The sequence below is a fragment of the Enterobacter sp. 01-M-03-SI-ECC genome (genome assembly GCF_047530215.1).
In the GTDB taxonomy this organism is placed as follows: Bacteria; Pseudomonadota; Gammaproteobacteria; order Enterobacterales; family Enterobacteriaceae; genus Enterobacter; species Enterobacter chengduensis.
Genome location: NZ_JBLKDA010000001.1, coordinates 314497 through 339308, shown reverse-complemented (window position 1 = coordinate 339308; position 24812 = coordinate 314497). Strand labels below are relative to the sequence as shown.

Here is a 24812-nt window from a genome sequence, read left to right as displayed (position 1 = left end):
GATGAGCTTACGTGAAAAAACCATCAGCGGCGCCAAGTGGTCAGCGATGGCGACCATCGTCATCATTGGCCTCGGCCTGGTGCAGATGACCGTGCTGGCGCGCATTATCGATAACCATCAGTTCGGCCTGCTGACCGTCTCGCTGGTGATTATCGCGCTGGCCGATACGCTGTCTGACTTTGGTATTGCCAACTCGATTATCCAGCGCAAGGAGATCGGCCATCTGGAGCTGACCACGCTCTACTGGCTGAACGTGGGCCTGGGAATTTTCGTCTTTGTGCTGGTGTTCCTGTTGAGCGACACCATTGCCAGCGTGCTGCACAACCCGGATCTCGCTCCGCTGATGCGCACGCTGTCGTTTGCGTTCGTGGTGATCCCGCACGGGCAGCAGTTCCGCGCGCTGATGCAGAAAGAGCTGGAGTTCAACAAGATCGGCATGATCGAGACCAGCGCCGTGCTGGCGGGCTTTACCTTCACCGTGGTGAGCGCCCATTTCTGGCCGCTGGCGATGACCGCCATCCTCGGTTACCTGGTCAACTCTGCCGTGCGTACCCTGCTGTTTGGCTATTTCGGCCGCAAGATTTACCGCCCCGGGCTGCACTTCTCTCTGGCGTCCGTCTCGTCCAACCTGCGCTTTGGCGCGTGGCTGACGGCGGACAGCATCATCAACTATGTGAATACCAACCTGTCGACGCTGGTGCTGGCGCGTATTCTCGGCGCGAGCGTGGCGGGGGGCTACAACCTGGCCTACAACGTCGCGGTGGTGCCGCCGATGAAGCTCAACCCGATCATCACCCGCGTGCTGTTCCCGGCGTTTGCCAAGATTCAGGACGACACCGAGAAGCTGCGCGTCAACTTCTACAAGCTGCTTTCCGTAGTGGGGATTATCAACTTCCCGGTGCTGCTGGGGCTGATGGTGGTTTCAAGCAATTTCGTGCCGCTGGTGTTTGGCGAGAAGTGGAACGGCATCATCCCAATTCTGCAGCTGCTCTGCGTGGTAGGACTGCTGCGCTCCGTGGGGAACCCGATTGGTTCTCTGCTGATGGCGAAGGCGCGGGTGGACATCAGCTTTAAGTTCAACGTGTTCAAAACCTTCCTGTTTATTCCGGCGATTATCGTCGGCGGGCATATGGCGGGCGCTATTGGCGTCACGCTCGGCTTCCTGCTGGTGCAGGTAGTCAATACCGTTCTGAGCTACTTCATCATGATCAAGCCGGTGCTGGGCTCCAGCTACCGTCAGTACATTTTGAGCCTGTGGCTGCCGTTCTACCTCTCATTGCCGACCCTGGCGGTGAGCTACGGTCTGGGCATCATCCTCAGCGGTCACCTGCCGCTGGCCGCGCTGCTGGCGGTGCAGGTGGCCGCAGGGGCGCTGGCGTTTGGCGTGATGATTGTGCTGTCGCGCAATGCGCTGGTGGTAGAGATGAAGCGCCAGTTTTGCCCTAACGAAAAAATGAAAACGCTGCTTCGCGCAGGCTAGTTATTTAAGAGGCCATTATGAAATTATTAATTCTTGGCAACCATACCTGCGGCAACCGTGGCGACAGCGCCATCCTGCGCGGTTTACTGGATGCGATTAACACCCTTAAGCCTGAGACCGAAGTGGACGTGATGAGCCGTTATCCGGTCAGCTCATCCTGGTTACTGAACCGCCCGGTGATGGGCGACCCGCTCTACAGCCAGATGAAACAGCATAACAACGCCGCGGGCGTGATGGGGCGCGTGAAGAAGGTGCTGCGTCGTCGCTACCAGCACCAGGTGCTGCTTTCCCGCGTGACCGATACCGGCAAGCTGCGCAACATCGCCATCGCCCAGGGCTTTACCGATTTTGTTCGTCTGCTGTCCGGCTATGACGCGATTATTCAGGTGGGCGGTTCGTTCTTCGTCGATCTCTACGGCGTGCCGCAGTTTGAGCATGCGCTGTGTACGTTCATGGCGAAAAAGCCGCTGTTTATGATTGGCCACAGCGTGGGGCCTTTCCAGGATCCGCAGTTTAACCAGCTGGCGAACTACGTCTTCGGCCACTGCGACGCGCTGATCCTGCGCGAGTCGGTCAGCCTTGAGATGATGAAGCGCAGCGAAATTGACACCACCAAAGTTGAGCACGGCGTGGACACCGCCTGGCTGGTGGATCACCAGGACGACAGCTTCCAGGCAAGCTACGCGGTGCAGCACTGGCTGGACGTGGCGGCGAAACAGAAAACCGTCGCTATCACGCTGCGCGAACTGGCGCCCTTCGATAAACGCTTAGGCACCACGCAGGCGGCGTACGAGAAAGCCTTTGCCGACGTGGTTAACCGCGTACTGGACAGCGGGTACCAGGTGCTGGCGCTGTCCACCTGCACCGGTATTGACAGCTACAACAAAGATGACCGCATGGTGGCGCTGAACCTGCGCAACCTGGTCAACGATCCGTCCCGCTATCACGTGGTGATGGACGAGCTGAACGACCTGGAGATGGGCAAGCTGCTCTCCGCCTGCGACCTGACCGTCGGCACGCGCCTGCACTCGGCGATTATCTCGATGAACTTCGGTACCCCGGCGATTGCCATTAACTACGAACACAAGTCCGCCGGGATCATGCAGCAGCTCGGCATGCCGGAAATGGCCGTGGATATCCGTCATCTGCTGGACGGTTCGCTGGGTGCGATGGTGGGCGACACGCTTGGTCAACTGCCCGCTATCAATGAACGGCTGTCCGTGGCGGTGAAGGCCGAGCGCGAGAAGGGCATTGGGATGGTGAAATCGGTCCTCGACCGCGTGCGGGAGGGGAAATGAAGGTTGGTTTCTTCTTGCTGAAATTTCCGCTGTCGTCTGAGACCTTTGTTCTGAACCAAATCACCGCGTTTATCGACATGGGATATGACGTGGAGATTATCGCCCTGCAAAAGGGCGATACCCAAAACACCCATGCGGCGTATACCCAGTACGGGCTGGCGGCGAAAACCCGCTGGCTGCAGGATGAGCCGTCCGGGAAGCTGAGCAAGCTGCGCCACCGGGCCAGCCAGACCTTACGCGGGATCCACCGCGCGTCAACCTGGCGGGCGCTGAATGTTTCCCGTTATGGGTCCGAATCCCGCAATCTGATCCTCTCGGCCATCTGCGGCCAAACTGCGCGGCCGTATCGCGCCGACGTGTTTATCGCCCACTTTGGCCCGGCGGGCGTCACCGCCGCGAAGCTGCGGGAACTGGGCGTGATTGACGGCAAAATAGCAACCATTTTCCACGGTATCGACATCTCCAGCCGCGAGGTGCTGAACCACTATACGCCGGAGTATCAGCAGCTTTTCAGGCGCGGCGACATGATGCTGCCCATCAGCGATCTGTGGGCGGGACGCCTGAAAAACATGGGCTGCCCGGGAGATAAAATTGCCGTTTCGCGCATGGGCGTGGACTTAACGCGCTTTACCCGCCGCCCGGTGAAGGTGCCGGGCAAACCGCTGCAGATCATCTCCGTTGCGCGTCTGACCGAGAAGAAAGGCCTGCACGTGGCCATTGAAGCCTGCCGCCAGCTGAAAGCGCGCGGGGTGGATTTCCACTACCGCATTCTCGGCATTGGGCCGTGGGAGCGCCGTCTGCGGACGCTCATCGAACAGTATCAGCTGGAAGATGTCGTAGAGATGCCGGGCTTTAAGCCGAGCCATGAGGTTAAAACCCTGCTCGATGAGGCGGACGTGTTTCTGCTGCCTTCCGTGACGGGCGCCGATGGCGATATGGAAGGCATCCCGGTGGCGCTGATGGAGGCGATGGCCGTCGGTATTCCGGTGGTGTCGACCCTGCACAGCGGGATCCCGGAGCTGATCAAATCCGATCATTCCGGCTGGCTGGTGCCGGAGAATAACGCGATGGCCCTTGCCGACCGCTTAGCGGCCTTCAGCGACATCGACCAGCAGGCGCTGGAGCCCGTGCTGCACAATGCCCGCCAAAAAGTGGAAACCGATTTTAACCAGCAGGTGATCAATCGCCAGCTCGCGAGCCTGCTGCAAACGCTGTAACGCCGAGGATGTATGCTGAAAAAGATTACCCGACGCACCTTTGTCTCTTCTCTGTCCGTTCTGGCTGCCACGCCGCTGCTGTCGTCACGCATTGCGCGTGCGGCAGCCGGAAGAACGGTCTCTGTTAATCAGTACAATAACAACGACTGGATTGCCGCGTTTAAGCAGGCGTTTAATGACGGTGACACGGTCGTTGTCCCTGCCGGGCTGACCTGTGAAAACATCAACACGGGCATTTTCATTCCCGACGGAAAAACGCTGCTGATCCGCGGGGCGTTAACCGGCAACGGACGCGGCCGCTTTGTTCTGCAGGAAGGGAGCAGGGTGATCGGCGAGGGAGCCGGGCGCACGGAGAACATTACGCTTGACGTTCGCGGCTCTGACTGCGTCATTAAAGGGCTGGCGATGAGCGGTTTTGGCCCGGTGGCGCAGATTTACATTGGCGGCAAGAATGCCAGCGTGATGCGTAATTTGCTGATTGATAACATCAGCGTGAGTCAGGCCAACTACGCCATCCTGCGCCAGGGGTTCCACAACCAGGTGGACGGCGCCCGCATCATCAACAGCAAATTTAGCCATCTGCAGGGCGATGCGATTGAGTGGAACGTGGCCATTAACGATCGTAATATCCTGATCTCCGATCATGTCATCGACAACATCAACTGCACCAACGGCAAGATCAACTGGGGCATCGGCATTGGCCTCGCCGGCAGCACCTATGATAACGACTACCCGGAAAAGCAAACCGTGAAGAACTTCGTCGTGGCCAATATCACCGGCAGCAACTGTCGCCAGCTGGTGCACGTCGAAAACGGTAAGCATTTTGTTATCCGTAATATAAAGGCCAAAAATATTACCCCTGACTTCAGTAAAAAGGCGGGAATAGACAATGCCACGGTGGCCATTTATGGCTGTGATAATTTCATTATTGATAATGTCGACATGGTCAACAGTGCGGGAATGTTAATCGGCTACGGGGTGATAAAAGGCGATTATTTATCCATTCCGCAAAACTTTAAGCTCAATAATATTCACCTCGATAATCGACAGCTTGCGTATAAATTGCGCGGGATACAGATTTCATCCGGCAACGCCACCTCCTTTGTCGCAATAACCAACGTGCAAATGCAGCGTGCAACGCTGGAACTGCACAACAAGCCTCAGCATCTTTTTTTACGGAATATCAATGTGATGCAGGAAGCCGCTGTGGGTCCGGCGCTGAAGATAAATTTCGACCTGCGCAAAGATGTGCGGGGTAAATTTATGGCGAAAGACGAGACGCTGCTGTCGCTGGCGAACATAAAGGCGGTGAATGAGAAGGGGCAAAGCTCGGTGGATATTGACCGGGTCGACCAGCAGGTGGTGAATACGGAACGGCTGAACTTTGCGCTTCCGCACAGATAATCGCCAGTCGTCAATTTTGAGACTATTCCTGGCATAAAAACGTGATCTAATCAGATTACAACTACGGAAATTTGTAGTGCCAGGGCGTAACATTACCCATGAATTACGGCAAATCATGCTGGCGAAAACAGGTTTAAGAGCTATAATTCGTCAACCATTTTAAGGTGGAAGAAATAATGATTAATTTGAAAGCAGTCATTCCGGTAGCAGGCCTGGGCATGCATATGCTGCCAGCCACAAAAGCCATTCCTAAAGAGATGCTGCCGATCGTCGACAAGCCAATGATTCAATACATTGTCGACGAGATTGTTGCTGCAGGGATCAAAGAAATCGTCCTGGTTACCCATTCGTCCAAGAATGCGGTTGAGAACCACTTCGACACCTCTTACGAACTCGAAGCGTTGCTTGAGCAGCGCGTCAAACGCCAGCTGCTGGCAGAAGTGCAGTCCATCTGTCCGCCGGGCGTTACCATCATGAACGTGCGTCAGGCGCAGCCGCTGGGTCTGGGACACTCTATCCTGTGTGCTCGCCCTGTTGTCGGTGATAACCCGTTCATCGTTGTGCTGCCGGATATCATCATTGATACCGCGTCTGCCGATCCGCTGCGTTACAACCTGGCGGCCATGGTGGCGCGCTTCAACGAAACGGGTCGCAGCCAGGTGCTGGCGAAACGCATGAAGGGCGATCTCTCCGAGTACTCCGTGATTCAGACGAAAGAAGCGCTGGAGACGGAAGGGCAGGTGAGCCGCATCGTTGAGTTCATCGAAAAACCGGATCAGCCGCAGACGCTGGACTCAGACCTGATGGCGGTGGGCCGCTATGTCCTGAACGCAGATATCTGGGCGGAACTGGAAAAAACCGAACCAGGCGCCTGGGACCGTATTCAGCTGACCGACGCGATTGCCGAACTGGCGAAAAAACAGTCTGTTGACGCGATGCTGATGACCGGCGACAGCTACGACTGCGGTAAGAAAATGGGGTATATGCAGGCGTTTGTGAACTATGGTCTGCGTAACCTGAAGGAAGGGGCGAAGTTCAGAACCCGTATTGAGAAGTTGCTGGCAAACGACTGATATTTTCTTAGACGATTTGTATAAGCGGTAGCCATCATCAGGTATGTGAAAACATAACCAAAATGATGACTGCCGTTTTTTGTTATTATTCATAATGATAACATAGAGTTATCTGATTCAAATCGCGACAGATTTGTAACGATTTGTGCTTGTTTCTGTGGTCATTTAGGACGACAATTAACGCCAGTTTTTTGTCTGTATCCAGACCAGAAAATGCTTTTCTGCAAATTCAATCAGTGCACTGGTAGCTGTTAAGCCTGGGGCGGTAGCGTGCCCTCCATTCGCAATTGAATATTCAACGAACAGTTCTGGCCTATACAGTTGCTCGCGATTCTGCACATCTCGCGGGCAAAAAAATCAGATTGAGCAGATAGGGGATGGCAATGAAAGTATTGGTGACGGGTGGAACCGGGTTTCTAGGTACTGCTTTAGTCCGGACGTTGAAATCATCAGGACATGAGGTGATATTAACAACGCGCAAACAGGAGAATCCTGAACAGGGAATTTACAACATGGGTGATATCTCCGCCGATACCAACTGGGTTAACCTCCTTGAGGGATGCGAGGCTATCATTCATACAGCGGGAAGGGCGCATATCCTCAATGATGATGCACAGGATGCTTTGGCGGAATTTCGTAGGGTTAATCACGATGCGACCATGAAATTAGCGGCGGATGCCGCGACCTGCGGGGTAAAGCATTTTATTTTCGTCAGCTCGATCGGCGTCAACGGAAATGCTACCTCGGGAATCCCTTTTTCTGAAGCGTCAAAACCCCAGCCAACTTCTGATTATGCCATTTCTAAGCTTGAAGCCGAGCAAAGCCTGCTTAAAAACTTCTCCGGCAGCAATATGGCGATCACGATTGTTCGTCCTGCATTAATTTGTGGCGAAAATGCTCCCGGTAATATACAGCGTCTTTTGAAACTAGTGTCGAAAAACCTGCCGTTACCATTTAAAAACGTGAAGAATAAGCGAGCGCTTGTGTCGCTGGATAATGTCGTCAGTTTTATCAGCGAGTGCTTAATTAATGAAAAATCCAAAAATCAGCTCTATCTACTCGCAGATGCAGAACGACCTTCTACTGAGGATATGATTAATGCCTTTGCTTCAGGCATGAACATTAAAGCGAAAGTTATCTTTTTCCCAAAAGTGATCCTCAAAATATTACTTTCCGCTGTAGGTAAAGGCGGGATTTACGATCAGTTATTTGGCGATCTGGAAGTTGATGCCACCAAATCACGGGAGCATTTAAATTGGACGCCCCCTATAACGCTTTATGAAACGATGAGAAAAACGGCGAAGTATTATATCGAAGGTAATAGATAATGATGAATTTTGGGATTGTGATATTCGCTTTTTTGATCTCATGCGCGCTGACCTGGGGACTGCGAGGTTATGCCATCAAGCATAATGTTATCGATCGCCCAAACCAGCGAAGTTCGCATTCTGTGCCGACCCCTCGAGGTGGTGGCGTAGCGATCGTCCTGACGCTCCTGGTTGCTTTAGTAGGCCTTTATTTTAACCACACGCTAACGTTGGACAGCTTCCTGGGGTTATTTATTCCAGGTATAATTGTTGCCATCATCGGTTTCCTTGACGATCATGGTCATATTGCGGCCCGCTGGCGATTGTTGATGCATTTCCTGGCAGCGGCAATTGGTATCTATTACTTAGGTTCCTTCCCTGTAATTACGCTTTTTGGTTACGATCTATCCTTATCCTGGATTGGTATGATTCTGGGCTGTGTGTATCTGGTCTGGATGCTGAACTTATATAATTTCATGGACGGGATTAATGGCTTAGCCAGCGCAGAAGCAATCACCTTTGCCGTATGTAGTGCAATGTTGCTTGTTGTAAACCAGTACACAGACGTGCCTGGAAGCATTTATCCGCTTACTCTGGCCCTTATTGGTGCTGCGGCTGGCTTTATTGTATGGAATTTCCCGGTAGCGAAAATCTTCATGGGCGATGCCGGGAGTGGTTTCCTGGGGATAACCATCGGGCTGATAATCCTCCATATTGCGAAAGTAGATACGCATTTCTTTATCGCGGAATTATGTCTGCTCGGGGTGTTTATCGTTGATGCCACGACAACATTGCTGAGAAGGCTCGTGGCGGGTAAAAAGGTCTATGAAGCACATGCCAGCCATGCCTATCAAATCCTCGCTAGAAAATATGGCAATCATGTTCCGGTGACAATAATGGCGATCGCCGTCAACTTGCTGTGGCTTTTCCCAATCGCCTTCCTTATCGCCTCAGCCAAAATTGATGGTGTTGTTGGGTTGATTATCGCCTGGCTCCCGCTTTTCGCAGTAGCACTCAAATGTGGTGCAGGCGTAAAAGACAAAGAGAGCAACGTCAATGCATGACCTAATGATTTTAGGTGCAGGTGGACATGGACGAACCCTGTACGAGATGGCGGGACTTCTGGGGTATGAGGATATCGTTTTCCTTGACGATAATACATCTCCAATCGTTGATACGAATAAACTCATCATCGGTAAAATTTCTGAACTGAAATCACACATAAAAAATGTCAATCACATAGCTATCGGCATTGGGAATAATAAAGTCAGAGAACAACTCTTTCGGCAGCTTATTAGCTTAGGTATTTCCCCCGTAACGCTTATACATCCCTTCGCCTTTGTCAGTCCATCCGCAACGATTGCACATGGCGCTGTCGTATTAGCAGGGGCGGTGGTTGGTGCCAATGCGAAATTGGGTGCGGGGACAATTGTAAATAGCCATTCGACGGTTGATCATGATTCTATTCTGGACGACTTTGCCCACTTAGGGGTTGGTGTTCATCTTGCTGGAGGTGCTGTCATTGGTAAGTCAGCGTTTCTGCAGGCGGGTACAGTGGGTGGGTACAATGCAAAAGTAGACGATTACTCAGTATGTCCTGCTGGTACTGTTTTATAAACTGAATGCAAGCTTTAACGAGGCGACCAGTTTTAAGTATGCTAAATTATTTAATATCTTTACCCAGACCGATTAAACGTATTATTACGCTTTCGATAGATGTTGTACTTCTCTTATGCGCATTTTGGTTTGCATTTTGGGTGCGTATTGATTCAATGACTCCAATATATAGCACAGAGCATTGGTTATTTATATTTTCTATAATTATCGTCACTCTGGCAATATTTGTAAAGCTGGGGCTTTATCGAGCCGTTATTCGCTATATAACTGCAAAAATATTATTGGTTGTCACATTGGGGATGGTTATATCATCCATTTTGCTTATTATTGCAGCGTTTTATACCAATCTCTATTTGCCAAGAACGATTCCATTCATTTACTTCTCCTTCGGATTACTGCTCATTGCAGGATCTCGACTTGGGATGAGAATGTTGGTAAATCGTGGGCTAAACCTGGGCACTCGGGTGGTAATTTATGGTGCTGGAGCATCGGGCCGTCAATTACTGCCTGCGCTGAGCCAGATGGACGAATATTATCCTGTTGCTTTCGTCGATGATAACCGCGCTCTGCAAGGCCAGGTTATTCACGGCGTCAGCGTTTTCGCGCCTGAAAAACTGCCATGGTTGGTTGAGAAATACGAAGCGAAGAAAATTTTGCTAGCCATGCCAAGCGCTAGTCGAGCCAGAAAAAACGAAGTCATCAAAACTCTGGAAGGTTTACCTTGCGAGGTGCTCTCCATTCCGGGAATGGTCGATCTGGTAGAGGGTAAAGCGCGTATTGATGCGTTGCGTAAAGTCGTAATTACCGATCTGTTGGGCCGCGACCCTGTTTCACCCATTCCGGAACTTATATCCCGTAACATTAATGGGAAAACGGTTATGGTTACCGGCGCAGGAGGGTCTATTGGGTCTGAGTTATGCCGACAGATAATTAAAAATAAGCCGAACCAACTCATTCTGTTCGAACTGTCTGAGTTCTCACTGTACTCAATCGATTCAGAACTGCGTAATCTGAATTTAAGTCAGGATTTTAAGGTTAAAATTTATCCAATACTTGGCAACGTGCAGGATAGAGAGCATCTCGAAAGATTAATCAAAGCATTCAACGTCGATACAATTTATCACGCGGCAGCGTACAAACATGTTCCACTTGTTGAGTTTAATGTTCTCGATGGCGTCAGAAATAATATTTTTGGTACGCTGAGCTGCGCTCAGGCGGCAGCGAATTGCGGTGTAGAAAGCTTTGTTTTAATTTCGACCGATAAAGCAGTTCGTCCTACGAATACAATGGGGGCAACTAAACGTATGGCAGAACTCGTGCTGCAGGCGCTGGCTAAAGAAACCAGTAAAACCTGTTTCAGCATGGTTCGCTTTGGTAACGTTTTAGGTTCGTCAGGTTCTGTAGTACCGTTGTTTGAAAAACAGATCGCAGCGGGTGGTCCCGTGACGCTGACCCATGAGAATATTACGCGCTACTTTATGACGATCCCTGAAGCGGCACAGTTGGTAATACAGGCGGGAGCCATGGGTACGGGAGGCGATGTTTTTGTATTGGATATGGGGGAACCCGTCAAGATCATCGATCTTGCGCACCGCATGATTACACTGCAAGGCCTCACCGTTCGAGACGATAAAAATCCTTATGGTGATATCGCTATAAAAACGACGGGTCTGCGCCCCGGTGAGAAACTATATGAAGAGTTACTTATCGGCGACAATGTTTCTACGACACAGCACCCGCGTATCAGGACTGCTAACGAAGTGATGTTGCCGTGGAGTGAGATGAGCATTATTCTCCACGACCTCGACAAAGCCTGCTGCGATTTCGACTACGAACGCGTGCGTGAAATCCTGTTACAGGCCCCTGCAGCGTTCAATCCAACCGATGGTATCTGTGACTTACTCTGGAATGAAAAGGTAAGTTAAAATAGTAGATTGTTCTTTTCTCCGCCCTGGATGCTTGTCGATAGCTACCAGGGCGACGGAATGTAATTGATTGTTTCTAAAAACATTAAGAGCGAAATAAACGTGAAAATACTGGTCACTGGTGGAGCAGGCTTTATTGGGTCTGCAGTGGTACGACACATTATCAATGATACTCAAGATTCTGTTATTAACGTCGATAAACTTACTTACGCAGGCAATCTTGAATCGCTGGCCGATGTCTCACACAGCGATCGCTATCATTTTGAACATGCCGATATCTGCGACAGCGACGCCATGGCGCGTATTTTTGCAGAACACCAGCCGGATGCCGTGATGCATTTGGCCGCCGAGAGCCACGTTGATCGCTCAATTACCGGCCCGGCAGCTTTTATCGAGACTAACATTCTGGGCACTTATGTGCTTCTGGAAGCGAGCCGTAAGTACTGGGCAGAGTTAAGTGCTGATAAAAAAGCGTCATTCCGTTTCCATCATATTTCTACAGATGAAGTGTATGGCGATCTTCCGCACCCGGATGAAGTTGCAGAGGGTTCCAGGCTGCCTCTGTTTACTGAAACTACCGCTTATGCCCCAAGTAGTCCATATTCTGCATCTAAAGCGTCAAGCGATCATTTGGTCCGTGCCTGGCTGCGCACCTATGGCTTCCCGACTATAGTGACCAACTGTTCTAACAACTACGGTCCTTACCACTTCCCTGAAAAACTTATCCCGCTGGTCATTCTCAATGCGCTGGATGGTAAAGCCTTGCCTGTTTACGGTAAAGGCGATCAAATTCGTGACTGGCTGTACGTTGAAGATCACGCCCGTGCGTTATATACCGTGGTGACGAAGGGTAAGATCGGGGAGACCTATAACATCGGTGGCCACAATGAAAAACAAAACCTTGATGTGGTAAATACCATTTGCTCGCTTCTTGATGAGATTGTACCGAAGGAGAGCTCCTATCGTGACCAGATAACGTATGTTGCTGACCGTCCGGGCCACGATCGTCGCTACGCGATTGATGCCGAAAAAATTAGTAAGGAACTTGGCTGGAAGCCTCAGGAAACGTTCGAAAGTGGCATTCGCAAAACCGTAGAATGGTACCTGGCGAACACACAATGGGTAGAGAACGTGAAAAGCGGCAGTTACAAATCCTGGATTGAAGAAAACTATGGAGATCGTGCCTGATGAATATTCTTCTATTCGGTAAAACCGGACAGGTAGGTTGGGAGCTACAACGTGCCCTAGCGCCGCTGGGTAATTTGATTGCTGTTGACGTCCAGTCTCAAGAGTATTGCGGCGATTTCAGCAATCCAGAAGGTGTTGCAGAAACTGTGCGTCGTATTAAGCCAGATGTGATCGTTAACGCCGCTGCGCACACCGCTGTTGATAAGGCTGAGTCAGAACCCGAATTCGCTCAGCTTCTGAATGCCACCAGTGTCGAAGCGATTGCTAAAGAGGCCCAAAAATTGGGAGCCTGGGTTGTTCATTATTCCACAGATTACGTATTCCCGGGTGATGGAAATACCCCCTGGCTGGAAACTGACGCCACTGCTCCGCTTAATGTTTATGGTGAGACCAAACTAGCGGGTGAAAAAGCGTTAAGTGAAAATTGCTCACGCCATTTGATTTTCCGGACGAGCTGGGTTTATGCCGGCAAAGGGAATAATTTCGCGCGAACTATGTTGAGACTGGCAAAAGAGCGTTCTGAGCTGTCTGTTATTAACGACCAATTTGGCGCACCTACAGGAGCTGAATTATTAGCTGACTGCACGGCTCATGCTATTAGGGTTGCTCTAAATAAGCCAGAAGTTGCGGGAACTTATCATCTGGTTGCCAGTGGTACGACAACCTGGTACGACTATGCCTCGCTGGTATTCGAAGAGGCGCGTAAAGCAGGAATCGAATTGGCATTAAACCAGCTTCATGGGGTTCCGACCAGCGCGTACCCGACCCCAGCAAAACGTCCGGCAAACTCCCGTCTGAATACTTTAAAGTTCCAGCAGAATTTCAACCTTGTATTGCCGCAGTGGGAGGCGGGGGTTAAGCGTATGCTGACTGAGTGGTTTACAGCGACTGCGATTTAATAATGATCAAGATGCCTGGGAATGGGCATCTCATGAATATAGAGATGATGAAATGAAAACGCGTAAAGGTATTATTCTGGCAGGTGGCTCTGGTACTCGTCTATATCCAGTGACAATGGCTGTTAGTAAACAATTATTGCCTATTTATGATAAGCCGATGATTTACTATCCGCTTACAACGCTGATGCTGGCTGGCATTCGAGATATTTTAATTATTAGCACTCCTCAGGATACACCACGTTTCGAACAACTTCTGGGTGATGGAAGCCAGTGGGGGCTTAATCTACAATACAAAGTTCAGCCGAGCCCGGATGGATTAGCACAGGCCTTTATCATTGGTGAAGAGTTCATTGGTAAAGATGATTGTGCCCTGGTACTGGGAGATAACATTTTCTATGGTCACGATCTTCCGAAATTGATGGATACTGCCGTCAATAAAGAAAATGGATCAACTGTCTTTGCCTATCACGTTAACGACCCTGAGCGTTACGGCGTTGTCGAATTCGACAAAAATGGTACAGCCATCAGCCTGGAAGAAAAACCGTTGGAACCGAAGAGCAATTATGCGGTGACGGGGCTTTATTTCTACGATAACAGTGTCGTTGAAATGGCGAAAAATTTGAAACCGTCAGCACGTGGTGAGCTGGAAATCACGGATATCAACCGTATTTATATGGAGCAGGGAAAACTTTCTGTTGCTATGATGGGTCGTGGTTTTGCCTGGCTCGATACAGGAACTCACCAGAGTTTGATTGAAGCGAGTAACTTCATTGCAACCATCGAAGAGCGTCAGGGACTTAAAGTTGCTTGCCCTGAAGAAATTGCCTATCGTAAAGGGTTTATTGATGCTGATCAGGTTAAAAAACTTGCGGCGCCTTTATCAAAAAACCAATATGGACAATATTTGCTGAAAATGATCAAAGGTTATTAACTGATGAATATTATTAAAACAGAGATTCCAGAAGTATTAATCTTTGAACCAAAAGTTTTTGGGGATGAACGTGGTTTTTTCATGGAAAGTTTCAATCAAAAGAAATTTGAAGATGCAGTCGGACAACAGATAGATTTTGTTCAAGATAACCACTCAAAATCATCTAAAGGCGTGCTTCGTGGATTGCATTATCAGAAAGAACCCTATGCTCAAGGGAAGCTGGTTCGCTGTGTCGCAGGTGCAGTATTTGACGTAGCTGTTGATATCCGTAAGCAATCTCCGACATTTGGTAAATGGGTTGGTGTTATTCTTTCTGCCGAAAATAAACGCCAATTGTGGATTCCTGCGGGATTCGCCCATGGTTTTCTTACATTACAAGATAATACTGAATTCTTATACAAAACAACAGATTACTATCATCCAGAAGCTGAAGGTTCCATTCTCTGGAATGATGAAGAAATTGGTATAGATTGGCCTAAAGAAGACAATGTTATTTTATCTAGTAAGGATAAAGATGCTCCACTGATGAGTTTTTTGATTAAAAGTAAAATTATATGAGTTTAATTAAGAACAGCAGCTGGAATATATTTGGACTTGCGCTTCCATTATTAATGGCTATCCCCGTTATGGGGATTTTAGCAAGATCACTCGGAGTGGAACGCTTTGGTCTTTTTACAATCGCATATGCCCTAATGGGCTATGCGAGTGTTTTCGATGGTGGGCTATCGAGGGCTGTTATACGATTTGTTTCTACACATCGAAACGATGATAATCAAGTTAATGCTATTCTTGGAACATCACTTTATGCTGTGACAGGGCTTAGCATTATTATCGTTCTGCTTGGATATTTTTTTGCTCCTTCGTTAGCAATATTTTTGAATGTTTCTCCTGAGCTCCTCAATGAATTGACGCTAGCACTTCGTTTGCTAGTATTATGCGTGCCGGCTTTGTTGCTTACACAAGTCTGGAGAGCTTATCTTGAGGGCGTTGAGAAATTCTCAAGTCTCAATATTCAACAGGTCACAACAAGTCCATTTATCATTCTACTCCCTCTTTTTGCAGTACTATATTCTCCGACCTTGACCTCGGCTGTATGTGGGTTAGTTGCTGGAAGATGGATAGTTGCACTAATAAGTTGGAAAGTTTGTGAAAGCCACCTTAAAGAATTTCGACGGATTTTTAGAAAGGATGTTTTTTTAGAACTAATGAGCTTCGGTGGATGGGTTACTCTAAGTAATATAATCGGACCACTGATGGGGTTTGTCGATCGATTTGCAGTTTCTCATTTTTCTGGTGCAAGCGTTGTGGCTCACTATTCTGGGCCCTCTGATATGGTCGCAAGATTATCTTTATTCCCAGGTGCTGTTGCCAGAGCGTTATTTCCAAAATTAAGCTATTCAAAATCGAAAGATTCTCATTCAGTCTATCATCGTACTTTGTGGTCGGTATTTTTGTTTTCCATACTACTTGCTGCTCCTTTTTTTATCTTTTCAAGCGATATTTTAGGCTTGTGGTTAGGTAAAGAATATATGGGGGATGCGGCACAAATATTTAAGATTTTATTATTAGGCTTTGTCTTTAATTCAGTCGCGCAGATCTGCTTTGCAAAAATACAGTCCGCAGGACATGCAAAATGGACGGGAATTGTGCATATTATCGAATTTTTCCCGTACCTCGCGATTCTATATTATCTGACTACAACCTATTCCATCTTTGGTGCCGCCGTTGCATTTTTATTAAGATCATTTGCCGATTTTTTAATTTTATTTTATGTTGAAAAATTTGGAATTCGTATGAAAACAGGTGGCTAAAATGGATGTTATAATCGCGTTGATAATAGTTTATACATGCGGTTTATTGCTTTGTTTTTATCTCAAGCTCGAGTGGATTCATCCAGCTGTAGTTCATGCATTACTATGGTTACTTTCTTCCGTCCTGGCATTATCCTTTTCAGAGGATGAATTTTTACCAAAGTTTTACTTTATACTTTATGCTAATTTGGCTTTCTTTATTGCTGCTATTATTGGTGGGGAAACAACTTCCCCTAAAATTATGGGAAGAATTGAATATGGACGGCAACGTGTTTGGCCAAATCTTATTCCATTTATATTCATAATTTCATTTTATTCTGTTATCCTGCTAAAGTTCAGCGTTAGCACACTATGGAATATTTCTGCTTTTCGAGATTATCTCGTAGCAGATGATGGTGCAAATTTTGGCCTTTTAGGTCGATTGGCATTGCTCTCGCTTTTTTCGTCATGTTTTTTACTTATAGCTCATCGAAAGCTATTTTGGTTGACCTTTGTTCTTTCTGTACCAATGTTATTGCTGCTCGGTGCAAAAGTTTTGGTGTTGCTATATCTATCGACAATCCTTATTTTGACCCCTAAAAGACTTAAGCTTTCTAAAGTTATAATTTTTGGAGGTGGATTTATATTGTGTTTTCTTGGGGGGATGAGAATGCGTTATCCAGAAGCTTCTATAGAATTAATATTCTATTATCTTTATAATTATGTTTCTGGTGGAATTTTGGCATTTTCACAATTAAATGATTCTGCCTCTCAAGAGTTCGGTTACTATTCATTTAGAAATATATATCTATGGTTAACGTTTATTCACCCTTTTAAAATAGCTAGTATTTTACAAGATTGGGTGAATGTCCCATTCCCCACAAATATATATACTTATTTAAGACCTTATTTTCTTGATTTTGGATATTTTTCAGTTATTTTCCCTGCATTTTTTGGTTTCCTTTCAGGGCGAGTTTATACCTGGAAATACAAGAACCTAAAGGCTTATTATGTTGTTTATCCGATAGTGCTTTACGCAATTTTAATGCAGCTTTTTGATGATCAATACCTGACATGGTTATCGAATTGGATCTTGCTGATTTTTGTTGGCTATCTTATGATGTATGGGAAGAAAAATGTTAGAAATAGCGGCATTAATAGTAACTTTTAATCCTGATGTTCAGATCCTTGCTAAGCTCATTGAGCGTCTGAAAGCTTCTGAACTGAGTATAAAAATATATTTGATTGACAATGCAAGTGAAAATGCTCAGGTTTTAAAAAACAACTATTCGTCAGAGCATGATTTTATTTTTCTTCAAGAAAATATAGGCTTGGCTAGTGCACAAAACATCCTACTTAAAAAAGTCATAGATTCTGATTCAGATGCAGTACTTTTCTTTGATCAGGATTCAGAACCAACTGATGAATTTATTAGTTCTCTATCACAAGGGTTGATGGAACTTAACGCCAAAGGACATAAGGTTGGTGCTGTTGGACCTGTTTTTTATGATCCCAGAACAGGAACAAATACTCCCTTTTCATTAATTGATGGATGTCGTATTAGAAGCATTTATCCAAAATCCTCTGATCCGCTCAAAGTTTCTTTTCTTATAAATTCAGGAATGTTAGTTCCTGTTGAAGTATTAAAGAAAGTGGGTTTGATGCGAGATGAGTTATTTATTGATTATATTGATATAGAATGGTGTTTGAGAACAGCTAGTAATGGGTATTCTTTATATGCGATACCCGATGCCAAAATGAGTCATACAATTGGAGATGAGCGGAAGCTTTTTCTGGGAAGAGAAGTGAGTATACATAGCCCATTAAGACGCTACTATCTTGCAAGAAACTCAATTTATATGATGAGATTATCATATGTTCCTATTGGATATAAATTTAGAGAGGCCATTTTTTCAACGATTCGTACGATAATGTTTGTTGCCTGCGGGGATAAAAAAAGACTGTATATTAAATATATTCTTCGTGGATGGAAGGATGGGATTCTGGGGAAATATGGAAAGTATGCGGGTTAAATTCTTGCGACTGTAACAGATTTGTTTTAAGGAGTTTTAATTGATTAGTTCGGTCACTGTAACTTATAATCCAGACATTGATTGTTTTAAGGCACAGTTACAATCTCTTCAACATCAACTGGATAATTGTGTAATCGTAGACAATGGTTCAAAAAATGTAGTGGAGATTGAAAGTTTGTGCCAACAGTTCCAATACGATTTAATTAAATTGAATACAAATCGTGGACTTTCCTATGCACAAAATATTGGTATCGAAAATGCAATATCACGTGGTGCTGATTATTTATTACTGCTTGACCAGGATAGTGTGCTAGGAGCTGATTTTATTAGCGCCATGAGTCAGATATATACCCAGTATAACGTTGGCATTCTGGGTCCATCGTTTTATGATCCACACACAAACGAACTCTATTGGGGCACTAATTATATCGGCCCATTTATTAAACGAACACAGATACAGGAAATAACGGATGTAACTTATGTTATTGCGTCTGGTTCCTTCTTTTCCTCAGAAGTTTATAAAAAGGTTGGCAAGATGGAAGAGGCGTTATTTGTTGATTATATTGATGTGGAGTGGGCTCTGCGTGCCAAAAAATTAGGGTATCGTGTAGCAATGACTAACAAAGCATCCATGGCCCACACGATCGGTGATTCAAGGCTGAATTTGTTAGGGCGAAAAATTTCTGTCCATAGCCCTATGCGACGTTACTTTCTGGTAAGAAATAGTTTCTTTATGATTAGGAAACCATATATTCCTGTAGGATATAAAATTCGGGAGATTTTCCTGAATTTTGTTCGCGCAGGAATATCTTTAATTCTTAACAAAGAAAAAAAGAAAACGTTGATGATGATATTCTACGGTGTCTCTGACGGTCTTTCAGGTAGATTCGGACCATTCAATAGAAACTAATATCAGTTCTATGTCTCGTTGCAAGTTAGTGGAAGTGAGTGACGATATACTTCTTGAACTGTTTCTAAAGCAACGAAAATTCTTTACATGATTGCATGAGCGAATGAAAATCGGTGAGGCTCAGACTCGTTTGCGTGATATGACATACGCTTAGTAAATGATGGTTGTTAAGTTGATTTAATCGTTGAAGCACAAAGCGCTCTGGTTGATGAATTTCTCGCATTGGATGTGAAAGTTTATTTTATACCAGAGCTTTCAAGGAAAACATTACATTATTTAAGAAGTTATAAACTTTAAACTTACGCGCAAAATTATATAATAATCTCTTCAGCATATAATGCGCTTCATTCCTCTGAAACAGGAATTGTAGCATATTTTTCATGAAAAACTTCTCATTCAATGCAATGTATAATAAAACTGTTGGACTTTATCAAAAAGCAATAAATAAAAAACGTAATAAATGATTTGATTTGTTATCAATCATGATTAAGTTCAATTATAAATGAAACATACCTGTACTTTTATTGCGGTTTAAAATACATCCAGTTTTGTGTCGTCTTAGGTGATCAAGGCCACAAATGCCTATCTCTGACCCCGATTTATGAGTTAAGATTCTTGCAAATTATATCTGTCGGGGTTACCCGACAGTGACCACACCTGACAGGAGTATGTAATGTCCAAGCAACAGATCGGCGTTGTCGGTATGGCAGTGATGGGGCGCAACCTGGCGCTCAACATCGAAAGCCGTGGTTATACCGTCTCCGTTTTCAACCGCTCCCGTGATAAGACCGAAGAAGTCATTGCCGAAAATCCAGGCAAGAAACTGGTTCCTTTCTATACGGTTAAAGAATTCGTTGAGTCTCTGGAAACACCTCGTCGTATCCTGTTAATGGTGAAAGCGGGCGCAGGTACCGATGCAGCCATCGACTCCCTGAAGCCATACCTCGAAAAAGGTGACATCATCATTGATGGTGGTAACACCTTCTACCAGGACACCATTCGTCGTAACCGTGAGCTGTCAGCTGAAGGCTTCAACTTCATCGGTACCGGTGTATCCGGTGGTGAAGAGGGCGCGCTGAAAGGCCCATCCATCATGCCTGGTGGCCAGAAAGATGCATACGAACTGGTTGCACCTATTCTGACCAAAATCGCAGCCGTCGCTGAAGATGGCGAGCCTTGCGTAACCTATATCGGTGCGGATGGTGCAGGTCACTATGTGAAAATGGTGCACAACGGTATCGAATACGGCGACATGCAGCTGATTGCTGAAGCGTATTCCCTGCTGAAAGGCGGCCTGAACCTCTCTAACGAAGAGCTGGCTGAAACCTTCACCGAGTGGAACAAAGGCGAGCTGAACAGCTATCTGATCGACATCACCAAAGATATCTTCACGAAAAAAGATGAAGAGGGTAAATACCTGGTTGATGTGATTCTGGATGAAGCAGCCAACAAAGGTACCGGTAAATGGACCAGCCAGAGCTCGCTGGATCTGGGCGAGCCGCTGTCTCTGATCACCGAGTCCGTCTTCGCTCGCTACATCTCTTCTCTGAAAGAGCAGCGCGTTGCGGCATCTAAAGTGCTGTCTGGCCCACAGGCCAAACCAGCCGGTGATAAAGCTGAATTCGTTGAGAAAGTGCGTCGTGCCCTGTACCTGGGTAAAATCGTCTCTTACGCGCAGGGCTTCTCTCAGCTGCGTGCCGCATCAGACGAGAACAACTGGGATCTGAACTACGGTGAAATCGCGAAGATCTTCCGCGCGGGTTGCATTATTCGTGCGCAGTTCCTGCAGAAAATCACCGATGCCTACGCTGAAAACGCCGGTATCGCTAACCTGTTGCTGGCACCGTACTTCAAAAAGATTGCGGACGAATACCAGCAGGCGCTGCGTGATGTGGTTGCCTATGCTGTTCAAAACGGTATCCCGGTTCCGACCTTCTCTGCTGCAGTAGCGTACTACGACAGCTACCGTTCCGCCGTTCTGCCTGCCAACCTGATTCAGGCACAGCGTGACTACTTCGGTGCGCATACTTACAAACGCACCGATAAAGAAGGCGTGTTCCATACCGAATGGATGGAATAAGTTAACACCTCGCTATTCGCAACCCGGAGCCTGTCTCCGGGTTTTTTTATGCAAAAATGTCGCCTGTTATTCGAAGTAGTCCGAATCTCATGCCGCTCGAAGCGATTACTCCTGGTTTGCCTTGACAGTTAACTTTGCCAGGAGGTACAAAGCCCAACAGTTATGTTTATCGCGATGGTCTGGCGGCCATCAGTACAGTTAACTCACAGAAGTCATTAGCGAATGAAAATAACAATCTCCGGAACAGGGTATGTCGGTCTTTCTAACGGCATTCTGATTGCTCAAAATCATGAAGTGGTTGCGCTGGATATCGTGCAGTCCAAAGTGGATATGCTCAATCAGAAAAAATCGCCGATTGTGGATAAAGAAATCCAGGACTATCTCAGCAACAAACCGCTGAATTTTCGCGCCACGACAGATAAAGAAGATGCATACCGCAATGCGGATTACGTCATCATTGCGACGCCTACTGACTACGATCCTAAAACCAACTACTTCAACACCTCAACCGTAGAAGCGGTGATCAAGGACGTTATCGCGATCAACCCAGATGCGGTGATGGTCATTAAATCGACTATTCCTGTCGGTTTTACCAAATCCATCAAAGAGAAGTTTGGTATCGATAATATCTTCTTCTCGCCGGAATTCCTGCGTGAGGGGAGAGCCCTTTACGATAACCTGCATCCTTCCCGAATCGTGATTGGCGAACGCTCTGAGCGCGCAGAACGTTTTGCCGCGCTGCTTCAGGAAGGCGCAGTGAAGAAAGATATTCAGGTACTGTTCACGGACTCCACCGAAGCGGAGGCGATTAAGCTCTTCGCAAACACGTACCTGGCAATGCGGGTTGCTTATTTTAATGAGCTCGACAGCTATGCAGAAAGTCTTGGTCTGAACACCCGTCAGATTATTGAAGGGGTTTGCCTCGACCCACGCATTGGCAACCACTACAACAACCCGTCATTTGGCTACGGTGGCTATTGTCTGCCGAAAGATACGAAGCAGCTGCTGGCAAACTATCAGGCGGTGCCAAATAACCTGATTTCGGCGATTGTTGATGCTAACCGCACGCGCAAAGACTTCATCTCCGATTCCATCCTTGCGCGCCAGCCGAAAGTGGTCGGCGTTTATCGTCTGATCATGAAGAGCGGTTCCGATAACTTCCGCGCTTCTTCCATTCAGGGGATCATGAAGCGTATCAAGGCGAAAGGGGTGGAGGTGGTCATCTATGAGCCAGCCATGCCGGACGACCAGTTCTTCAATTCCCGGGTGATCCGCGATCTGGATGCTTTCAAGAAAGAAGCCGATGTCATCATCTCAAACCGCATGGCGGAAGAGCTGGCTGACGTGGCGGATAAGGTTTATACCCGCGATCTGTTTGGTAGTGATTGATTCTCTGTTTTATCCTGTAAAAAACCCGGCTGATATGCCGGGTTTTTTTATGTTCAGACCTTATAGTAGTCGCGGTACCAGTCAACGAAGTTTTTCACGCCATCTTTAACCGAGGTCTGCGGCTTAAATCCAATTGCGTCATAAAGTGGCTGAGTATCGGCGCTGGTTTCCAGTACATCCCCGGGCTGGAGCGGCATCATATTTTTTTCCGCTTTTTTACCCAGAGCGTCCTCCAGGGCGAGAATATAGTCCATGAGTTCTACGGGTGAACTGTTACCGATGTTGTAAACCCGGTATGGCGCCGAGCTGGTCGCCGGTGAGCCTGTCTCCACCGTCCATTCGCTGTCTGCCTGCGGGATCACATCCTGCAGGCGAATAATCGCTTCAGAAATGTCATCGATATAAGTGAAGTCGCGCTTCATCTTACCGTAGTTATAGACGTCAATACTTTTGCCTTCAATCATCGCCTTCGTAAACTTGAATAGCGCCATATCCGGGCGTCCCCACGGGCCGTAAACGGTGAAGAAGCGCAGGCCGGTGGTCGGGAGATTGTAGAGATGCGAATAGGTATGCGACATCAGCTCATTGGCTTTTTTGGTCGCGGCATAAAGAGACACCGGATGGTCAACGGAATCGTCAGTTGAGAATGGCATCTTGCGGTTGAGACCATATACAGAGCTGGAGGAGGCATAAAGAAGATGCTGAACGTGGTTATGTCGGCAGCCTTCCAGCACGTTGAGGTGGCCAATCAGGTTGGCTTCCGCGTAAACGTGAGGGTTTTCCAGGGAGTAGCGTACGCCCGCCTGTGCGGCCAGATGAATCACGCGATCAAACTTCTCGCGTGCGAAAAGCGCTGCCATACCTTCGCGGTCGGCTAACTCCAGCGTGTGGAAGGTGAAGCTCTCGGAATTTAGCCTTTCCAGCCGCGCCAGTTTCAGATTGACATCGTAGTAGTCATTCAGATTATCAACACCAACAACCTGATGACCCGCCTCAAGGAGGCGTTTACTGACATTCGCACCAATAAAACCTGCTGCACCCGTGACCAAAAATTTCATAGCTTCCCTCATAAACCTGTCATCTTACTGATGCCATAGCGCATCACATGGCGGCTATGATAGCGCGAAGGGTTAAAGTTACATAACCCATCTTTCCGATATTACTCATCGGATTCTTATAGAAAAATCCACGGCATTGGATAAACTATACAAACAAAATTAAGTTCGCCCTTTTTTATCAGTTAGGGATTGTATGACGCAAAACAACAATAGCCAGGTCAGTCGAAGCAATGAGCCTGAGCAAATTGATTTACTTGATTTAATGCTGCAACTGTGGCGCGGGAAGTGGACGATAGCAATCTTTGTTGTTGTTTTTATTGCCCTGGCTGTAGGATATCTGTCTGTCGCGAAAGAAAAATGGACGTCAAGTGCGATTATCGCACAACCTGATGCGGCTCAAATTGCAACCTATTCCAATGCATTGAACATCCTGTACGGTAGCGCTGCGCCCTCCATGCAGGACACTCAAATACGCGCTATTGGTCGTTTCAATTCTTCCTTCTCTGCGTTAGCTCAGGCACTTGAAAATCAGGAAGAACCTGAAAAACTGACAATCGAACCTGCTGTTAAGGGAGAAGCGTTACCTTTAAGTGTTTCCTATACCAGCACTTCATCCGAAGCTGCTCAAAAGCAGCTGGCGCAATATATCCAGCAGATTGATGAGCAAACGGCGAAAGAACTTACTGTTGACCTCAAGGACAACATTAAGGAACAGATCAAGACCCTGAACGATTCCCTGCAAAACCAGGAGAAGGTTGCTCAGGAGCAGAAAGATCTGCGTATCAAACAGATTGCTGAGGCGCTAAAAAACGCTGAGGCTGCTAAAATTACCTCCCCGCAGATCCAACAAACTCAGGATGTCACGCAGGAAACTATGTTCCTGCTGGGAAGCGAGGGGCTGAAATCAATGATTGAAAATGAGGCATCTCGTCCACTGGTCTTTTCTGCAGCATACTATCAGACCAGGCAAAACTTGCTGGATATTCAAAACCTGAACGTCAACCCTGAGACAATCCACGTCTACCGTTACGTCATGAAACCGGATCTGCCAGTTCGTCGTGATAGTCCGAAAAAAGCGGTTATTTTGATCCTATCCATTTTGCTTGGTGCTGTGGTCGGTTCTGCAGTTTTACTGGGCCGCAACGCATTGCGCAACTACAAGCCAAAAGCCTGATTCACATCAGATATAAAAAAAACCGGGGAAATTCCCCGG

At 47.2% G+C, this 24812-nt stretch carries 21 protein-coding genes; 20 read left to right on the top strand and 1 reads right to left on the bottom strand.

From position 1 onward, the window contains the following. The first annotated feature begins 1 nt into the window (after position 1). The 19 genes from wzxC (at position 2) to ugd (ending at position 22541) form a co-directional block, all read left to right on the top strand. Positions 2–1480 (top strand): colanic acid undecaprenyl disphosphate flippase WzxC, encoded by a 1479-nt coding sequence (wzxC, locus tag ACMWKK_RS01620; protein WP_406542737.1) that lies wholly within the window; start codon positions 2–4, stop codon positions 1478–1480. A gap of 17 nt (positions 1481–1497) precedes the next feature. After that, positions 1498–2778: a colanic acid biosynthesis pyruvyl transferase WcaK gene (wcaK, locus tag ACMWKK_RS01615; RefSeq protein WP_045328104.1), complete on the top strand. Its 1281-nt coding sequence runs from the start codon at positions 1498–1500 to the stop codon at positions 2776–2778. Then, positions 2775–3995 carry a colanic acid biosynthesis glycosyltransferase WcaL gene (wcaL, locus tag ACMWKK_RS01610; RefSeq protein WP_045328105.1) on the top strand — a complete coding sequence of 407 codons (1221 nt, stop codon included), beginning with the start codon at positions 2775–2777 and terminating at the stop codon, positions 3993–3995. Before wcaK ends, wcaL begins: the two co-directional genes overlap by 4 nt. Before the next feature lie 12 nt (positions 3996–4007). Next, positions 4008–5399 (top strand): colanic acid biosynthesis protein WcaM, encoded by a 1392-nt coding sequence (gene wcaM, locus ACMWKK_RS01605; RefSeq protein WP_045328106.1) that lies wholly within the window; start codon positions 4008–4010, stop codon positions 5397–5399. 176 nt (positions 5400–5575) lie between these two features. Continuing rightward, complete coding sequence (gene galF, locus ACMWKK_RS01600; protein ID WP_032641615.1) at positions 5576–6472, top strand: GalU regulator GalF; 897 nt, start codon at positions 5576–5578, stop codon at positions 6470–6472. A 377-nt stretch (positions 6473–6849) separates the two neighbouring features. Further along, the gene (locus ACMWKK_RS01595; RefSeq protein ID WP_112779728.1) at positions 6850–7800 is read left to right on the top strand and encodes an NAD-dependent epimerase/dehydratase family protein; all 951 of its coding nucleotides are present in this window, start codon (positions 6850–6852) and stop codon (positions 7798–7800) included. Then, on the top strand, positions 7800–8843 hold the full coding sequence (locus ACMWKK_RS01590) for an MraY family glycosyltransferase (RefSeq protein ID WP_112779727.1): 1044 nt from the start codon (positions 7800–7802) through the stop codon (positions 8841–8843). Before ACMWKK_RS01595 ends, ACMWKK_RS01590 begins: the two co-directional genes overlap by 1 nt. Beyond that, the gene (locus ACMWKK_RS01585) at positions 8836–9396 is read left to right on the top strand and encodes a sugar O-acyltransferase (protein WP_112779726.1); all 561 of its coding nucleotides are present in this window, start codon (positions 8836–8838) and stop codon (positions 9394–9396) included. Before ACMWKK_RS01590 ends, ACMWKK_RS01585 begins: the two co-directional genes overlap by 8 nt. Before the next feature lie 38 nt (positions 9397–9434). Continuing rightward, entirely contained in the window at positions 9435–11321 is a 1887-nt protein-coding gene (locus tag ACMWKK_RS01580) for a polysaccharide biosynthesis protein (RefSeq protein WP_112779725.1), read from the top strand. Positions 11322–11423: 102 nt separating this feature from the next. Continuing rightward, on the top strand, positions 11424–12509 hold the full coding sequence (gene rfbB / locus ACMWKK_RS01575; RefSeq protein ID WP_112779934.1) for a dTDP-glucose 4,6-dehydratase: 1086 nt from the start codon (positions 11424–11426) through the stop codon (positions 12507–12509). Beyond that, a complete protein-coding gene (gene rfbD / locus ACMWKK_RS01570) occupies positions 12509–13408 on the top strand; it encodes a dTDP-4-dehydrorhamnose reductase (RefSeq protein WP_112779724.1) in 900 nt (299 codons plus the stop codon). Before rfbB ends, rfbD begins: the two co-directional genes overlap by 1 nt. A 52-nt stretch (positions 13409–13460) precedes the next feature. Continuing rightward, on the top strand, positions 13461–14339 hold the full coding sequence (gene rfbA / locus ACMWKK_RS01565) for a glucose-1-phosphate thymidylyltransferase RfbA (protein ID WP_112779723.1): 879 nt from the start codon (positions 13461–13463) through the stop codon (positions 14337–14339). Between the two features lie 3 nt (positions 14340–14342). Beyond that, positions 14343–14897: a dTDP-4-dehydrorhamnose 3,5-epimerase gene (gene rfbC / locus ACMWKK_RS01560; RefSeq protein ID WP_161656400.1), complete on the top strand. Its 555-nt coding sequence runs from the start codon at positions 14343–14345 to the stop codon at positions 14895–14897. Continuing rightward, positions 14894–16150 (top strand): flippase, encoded by a 1257-nt coding sequence (locus tag ACMWKK_RS01555; RefSeq protein WP_112779722.1) that lies wholly within the window; start codon positions 14894–14896, stop codon positions 16148–16150. The genes rfbC and ACMWKK_RS01555 overlap by 4 nt, the downstream gene beginning before the upstream one ends. Position 16151: 1 nt before the next feature. After that, on the top strand, positions 16152–17300 hold the full coding sequence (locus ACMWKK_RS01550; RefSeq protein WP_284948363.1) for an O-antigen polymerase: 1149 nt from the start codon (positions 16152–16154) through the stop codon (positions 17298–17300). Continuing rightward, entirely contained in the window at positions 17266–18162 is an 897-nt protein-coding gene (locus ACMWKK_RS01545; RefSeq protein ID WP_112782033.1) for a glycosyltransferase family 2 protein, read from the top strand. The genes ACMWKK_RS01550 and ACMWKK_RS01545 overlap by 35 nt, the downstream gene beginning before the upstream one ends. Before the next feature lie 40 nt (positions 18163–18202). Beyond that, positions 18203–19072 carry a glycosyltransferase family 2 protein gene (locus ACMWKK_RS01540; RefSeq protein ID WP_112782032.1) on the top strand — a complete coding sequence of 290 codons (870 nt, stop codon included), beginning with the start codon at positions 18203–18205 and terminating at the stop codon, positions 19070–19072. Positions 19073–19745: 673 nt separating this feature from the next. Then, positions 19746–21152, top strand: coding sequence for an NADP-dependent phosphogluconate dehydrogenase (gene gndA / locus ACMWKK_RS01535; protein WP_112782031.1), 1407 nt, complete (start codon positions 19746–19748; stop codon positions 21150–21152). A gap of 222 nt (positions 21153–21374) precedes the next feature. Then, positions 21375–22541, top strand: a complete 1167-nt coding sequence (gene ugd / locus ACMWKK_RS01530) for a UDP-glucose 6-dehydrogenase (RefSeq protein ID WP_112782030.1) — start codon at positions 21375–21377, stop codon at positions 22539–22541. A 53-nt stretch (positions 22542–22594) separates the two neighbouring features. On the opposite strand, the gene ACMWKK_RS01525 is transcribed toward ugd, so the two are convergent. Further along, positions 22595–23599 carry an NAD-dependent epimerase gene (locus tag ACMWKK_RS01525; RefSeq protein ID WP_112782029.1) on the bottom strand — a complete coding sequence of 335 codons (1005 nt, stop codon included), beginning with the start codon at positions 23597–23599 and terminating at the stop codon, positions 22595–22597. Positions 23600–23792: 193 nt separating this feature from the next. On the opposite strand from ACMWKK_RS01525, the gene wzzB reads away from it, so the two are divergent. Continuing rightward, positions 23793–24773: an LPS O-antigen chain length determinant protein WzzB gene (wzzB, locus tag ACMWKK_RS01520; protein ID WP_112782028.1), complete on the top strand. Its 981-nt coding sequence runs from the start codon at positions 23793–23795 to the stop codon at positions 24771–24773. Positions 24774–24812 lie beyond the last annotated feature (39 nt).

What these genes read in the sequence shown, in the direction of transcription:
- ACMWKK_RS01595 (WP_112779728.1), top strand. Translation starts at nt 6,850, where the DNA reads ATGGCAATGAAAGTATTGGTGACGGGTGGAACCGGGTTTCTAGGTACT.
- rfbA (WP_112779723.1), top strand. Translation starts at nt 13,461, where the DNA reads ATGAAAACGCGTAAAGGTATTATTCTGGCAGGTGGCTCTGGTACTCGT.
- rfbC (WP_161656400.1), top strand. Translation starts at nt 14,343, where the DNA reads ATGAATATTATTAAAACAGAGATTCCAGAAGTATTAATCTTTGAACCA.
- wzxC (WP_406542737.1), top strand. Translation starts at nt 2, where the DNA reads ATGAGCTTACGTGAAAAAACCATCAGCGGCGCCAAGTGGTCAGCGATG.
- ACMWKK_RS01585 (WP_112779726.1), top strand. Translation starts at nt 8,836, where the DNA reads ATGCATGACCTAATGATTTTAGGTGCAGGTGGACATGGACGAACCCTG.
- ACMWKK_RS01555 (WP_112779722.1), top strand. Translation starts at nt 14,894, where the DNA reads ATGAGTTTAATTAAGAACAGCAGCTGGAATATATTTGGACTTGCGCTT.
- ACMWKK_RS01550 (WP_284948363.1), top strand. Translation starts at nt 16,152, where the DNA reads ATGGATGTTATAATCGCGTTGATAATAGTTTATACATGCGGTTTATTG.
- ACMWKK_RS01545 (WP_112782033.1), top strand. Translation starts at nt 17,266, where the DNA reads ATGTTAGAAATAGCGGCATTAATAGTAACTTTTAATCCTGATGTTCAG.
- ACMWKK_RS01590 (WP_112779727.1), top strand. Translation starts at nt 7,800, where the DNA reads ATGATGAATTTTGGGATTGTGATATTCGCTTTTTTGATCTCATGCGCG.
- ugd (WP_112782030.1), top strand. Translation starts at nt 21,375, where the DNA reads ATGAAAATAACAATCTCCGGAACAGGGTATGTCGGTCTTTCTAACGGC.
- gndA (WP_112782031.1), top strand. Translation starts at nt 19,746, where the DNA reads ATGTCCAAGCAACAGATCGGCGTTGTCGGTATGGCAGTGATGGGGCGC.
- ACMWKK_RS01580 (WP_112779725.1), top strand. Translation starts at nt 9,435, where the DNA reads ATGCTAAATTATTTAATATCTTTACCCAGACCGATTAAACGTATTATT.
- wcaM (WP_045328106.1), top strand. Translation starts at nt 4,008, where the DNA reads ATGCTGAAAAAGATTACCCGACGCACCTTTGTCTCTTCTCTGTCCGTT.
- galF (WP_032641615.1), top strand. Translation starts at nt 5,576, where the DNA reads ATGATTAATTTGAAAGCAGTCATTCCGGTAGCAGGCCTGGGCATGCAT.
- wcaK (WP_045328104.1), top strand. Translation starts at nt 1,498, where the DNA reads ATGAAATTATTAATTCTTGGCAACCATACCTGCGGCAACCGTGGCGAC.
- ACMWKK_RS01525 (WP_112782029.1), bottom strand. Translation starts at nt 23,599, where the DNA reads ATGAAATTTTTGGTCACGGGTGCAGCAGGTTTTATTGGTGCGAATGTC.
- wcaL (WP_045328105.1), top strand. Translation starts at nt 2,775, where the DNA reads ATGAAGGTTGGTTTCTTCTTGCTGAAATTTCCGCTGTCGTCTGAGACC.
- wzzB (WP_112782028.1), top strand. Translation starts at nt 23,793, where the DNA reads ATGACGCAAAACAACAATAGCCAGGTCAGTCGAAGCAATGAGCCTGAG.
- rfbD (WP_112779724.1), top strand. Translation starts at nt 12,509, where the DNA reads ATGAATATTCTTCTATTCGGTAAAACCGGACAGGTAGGTTGGGAGCTA.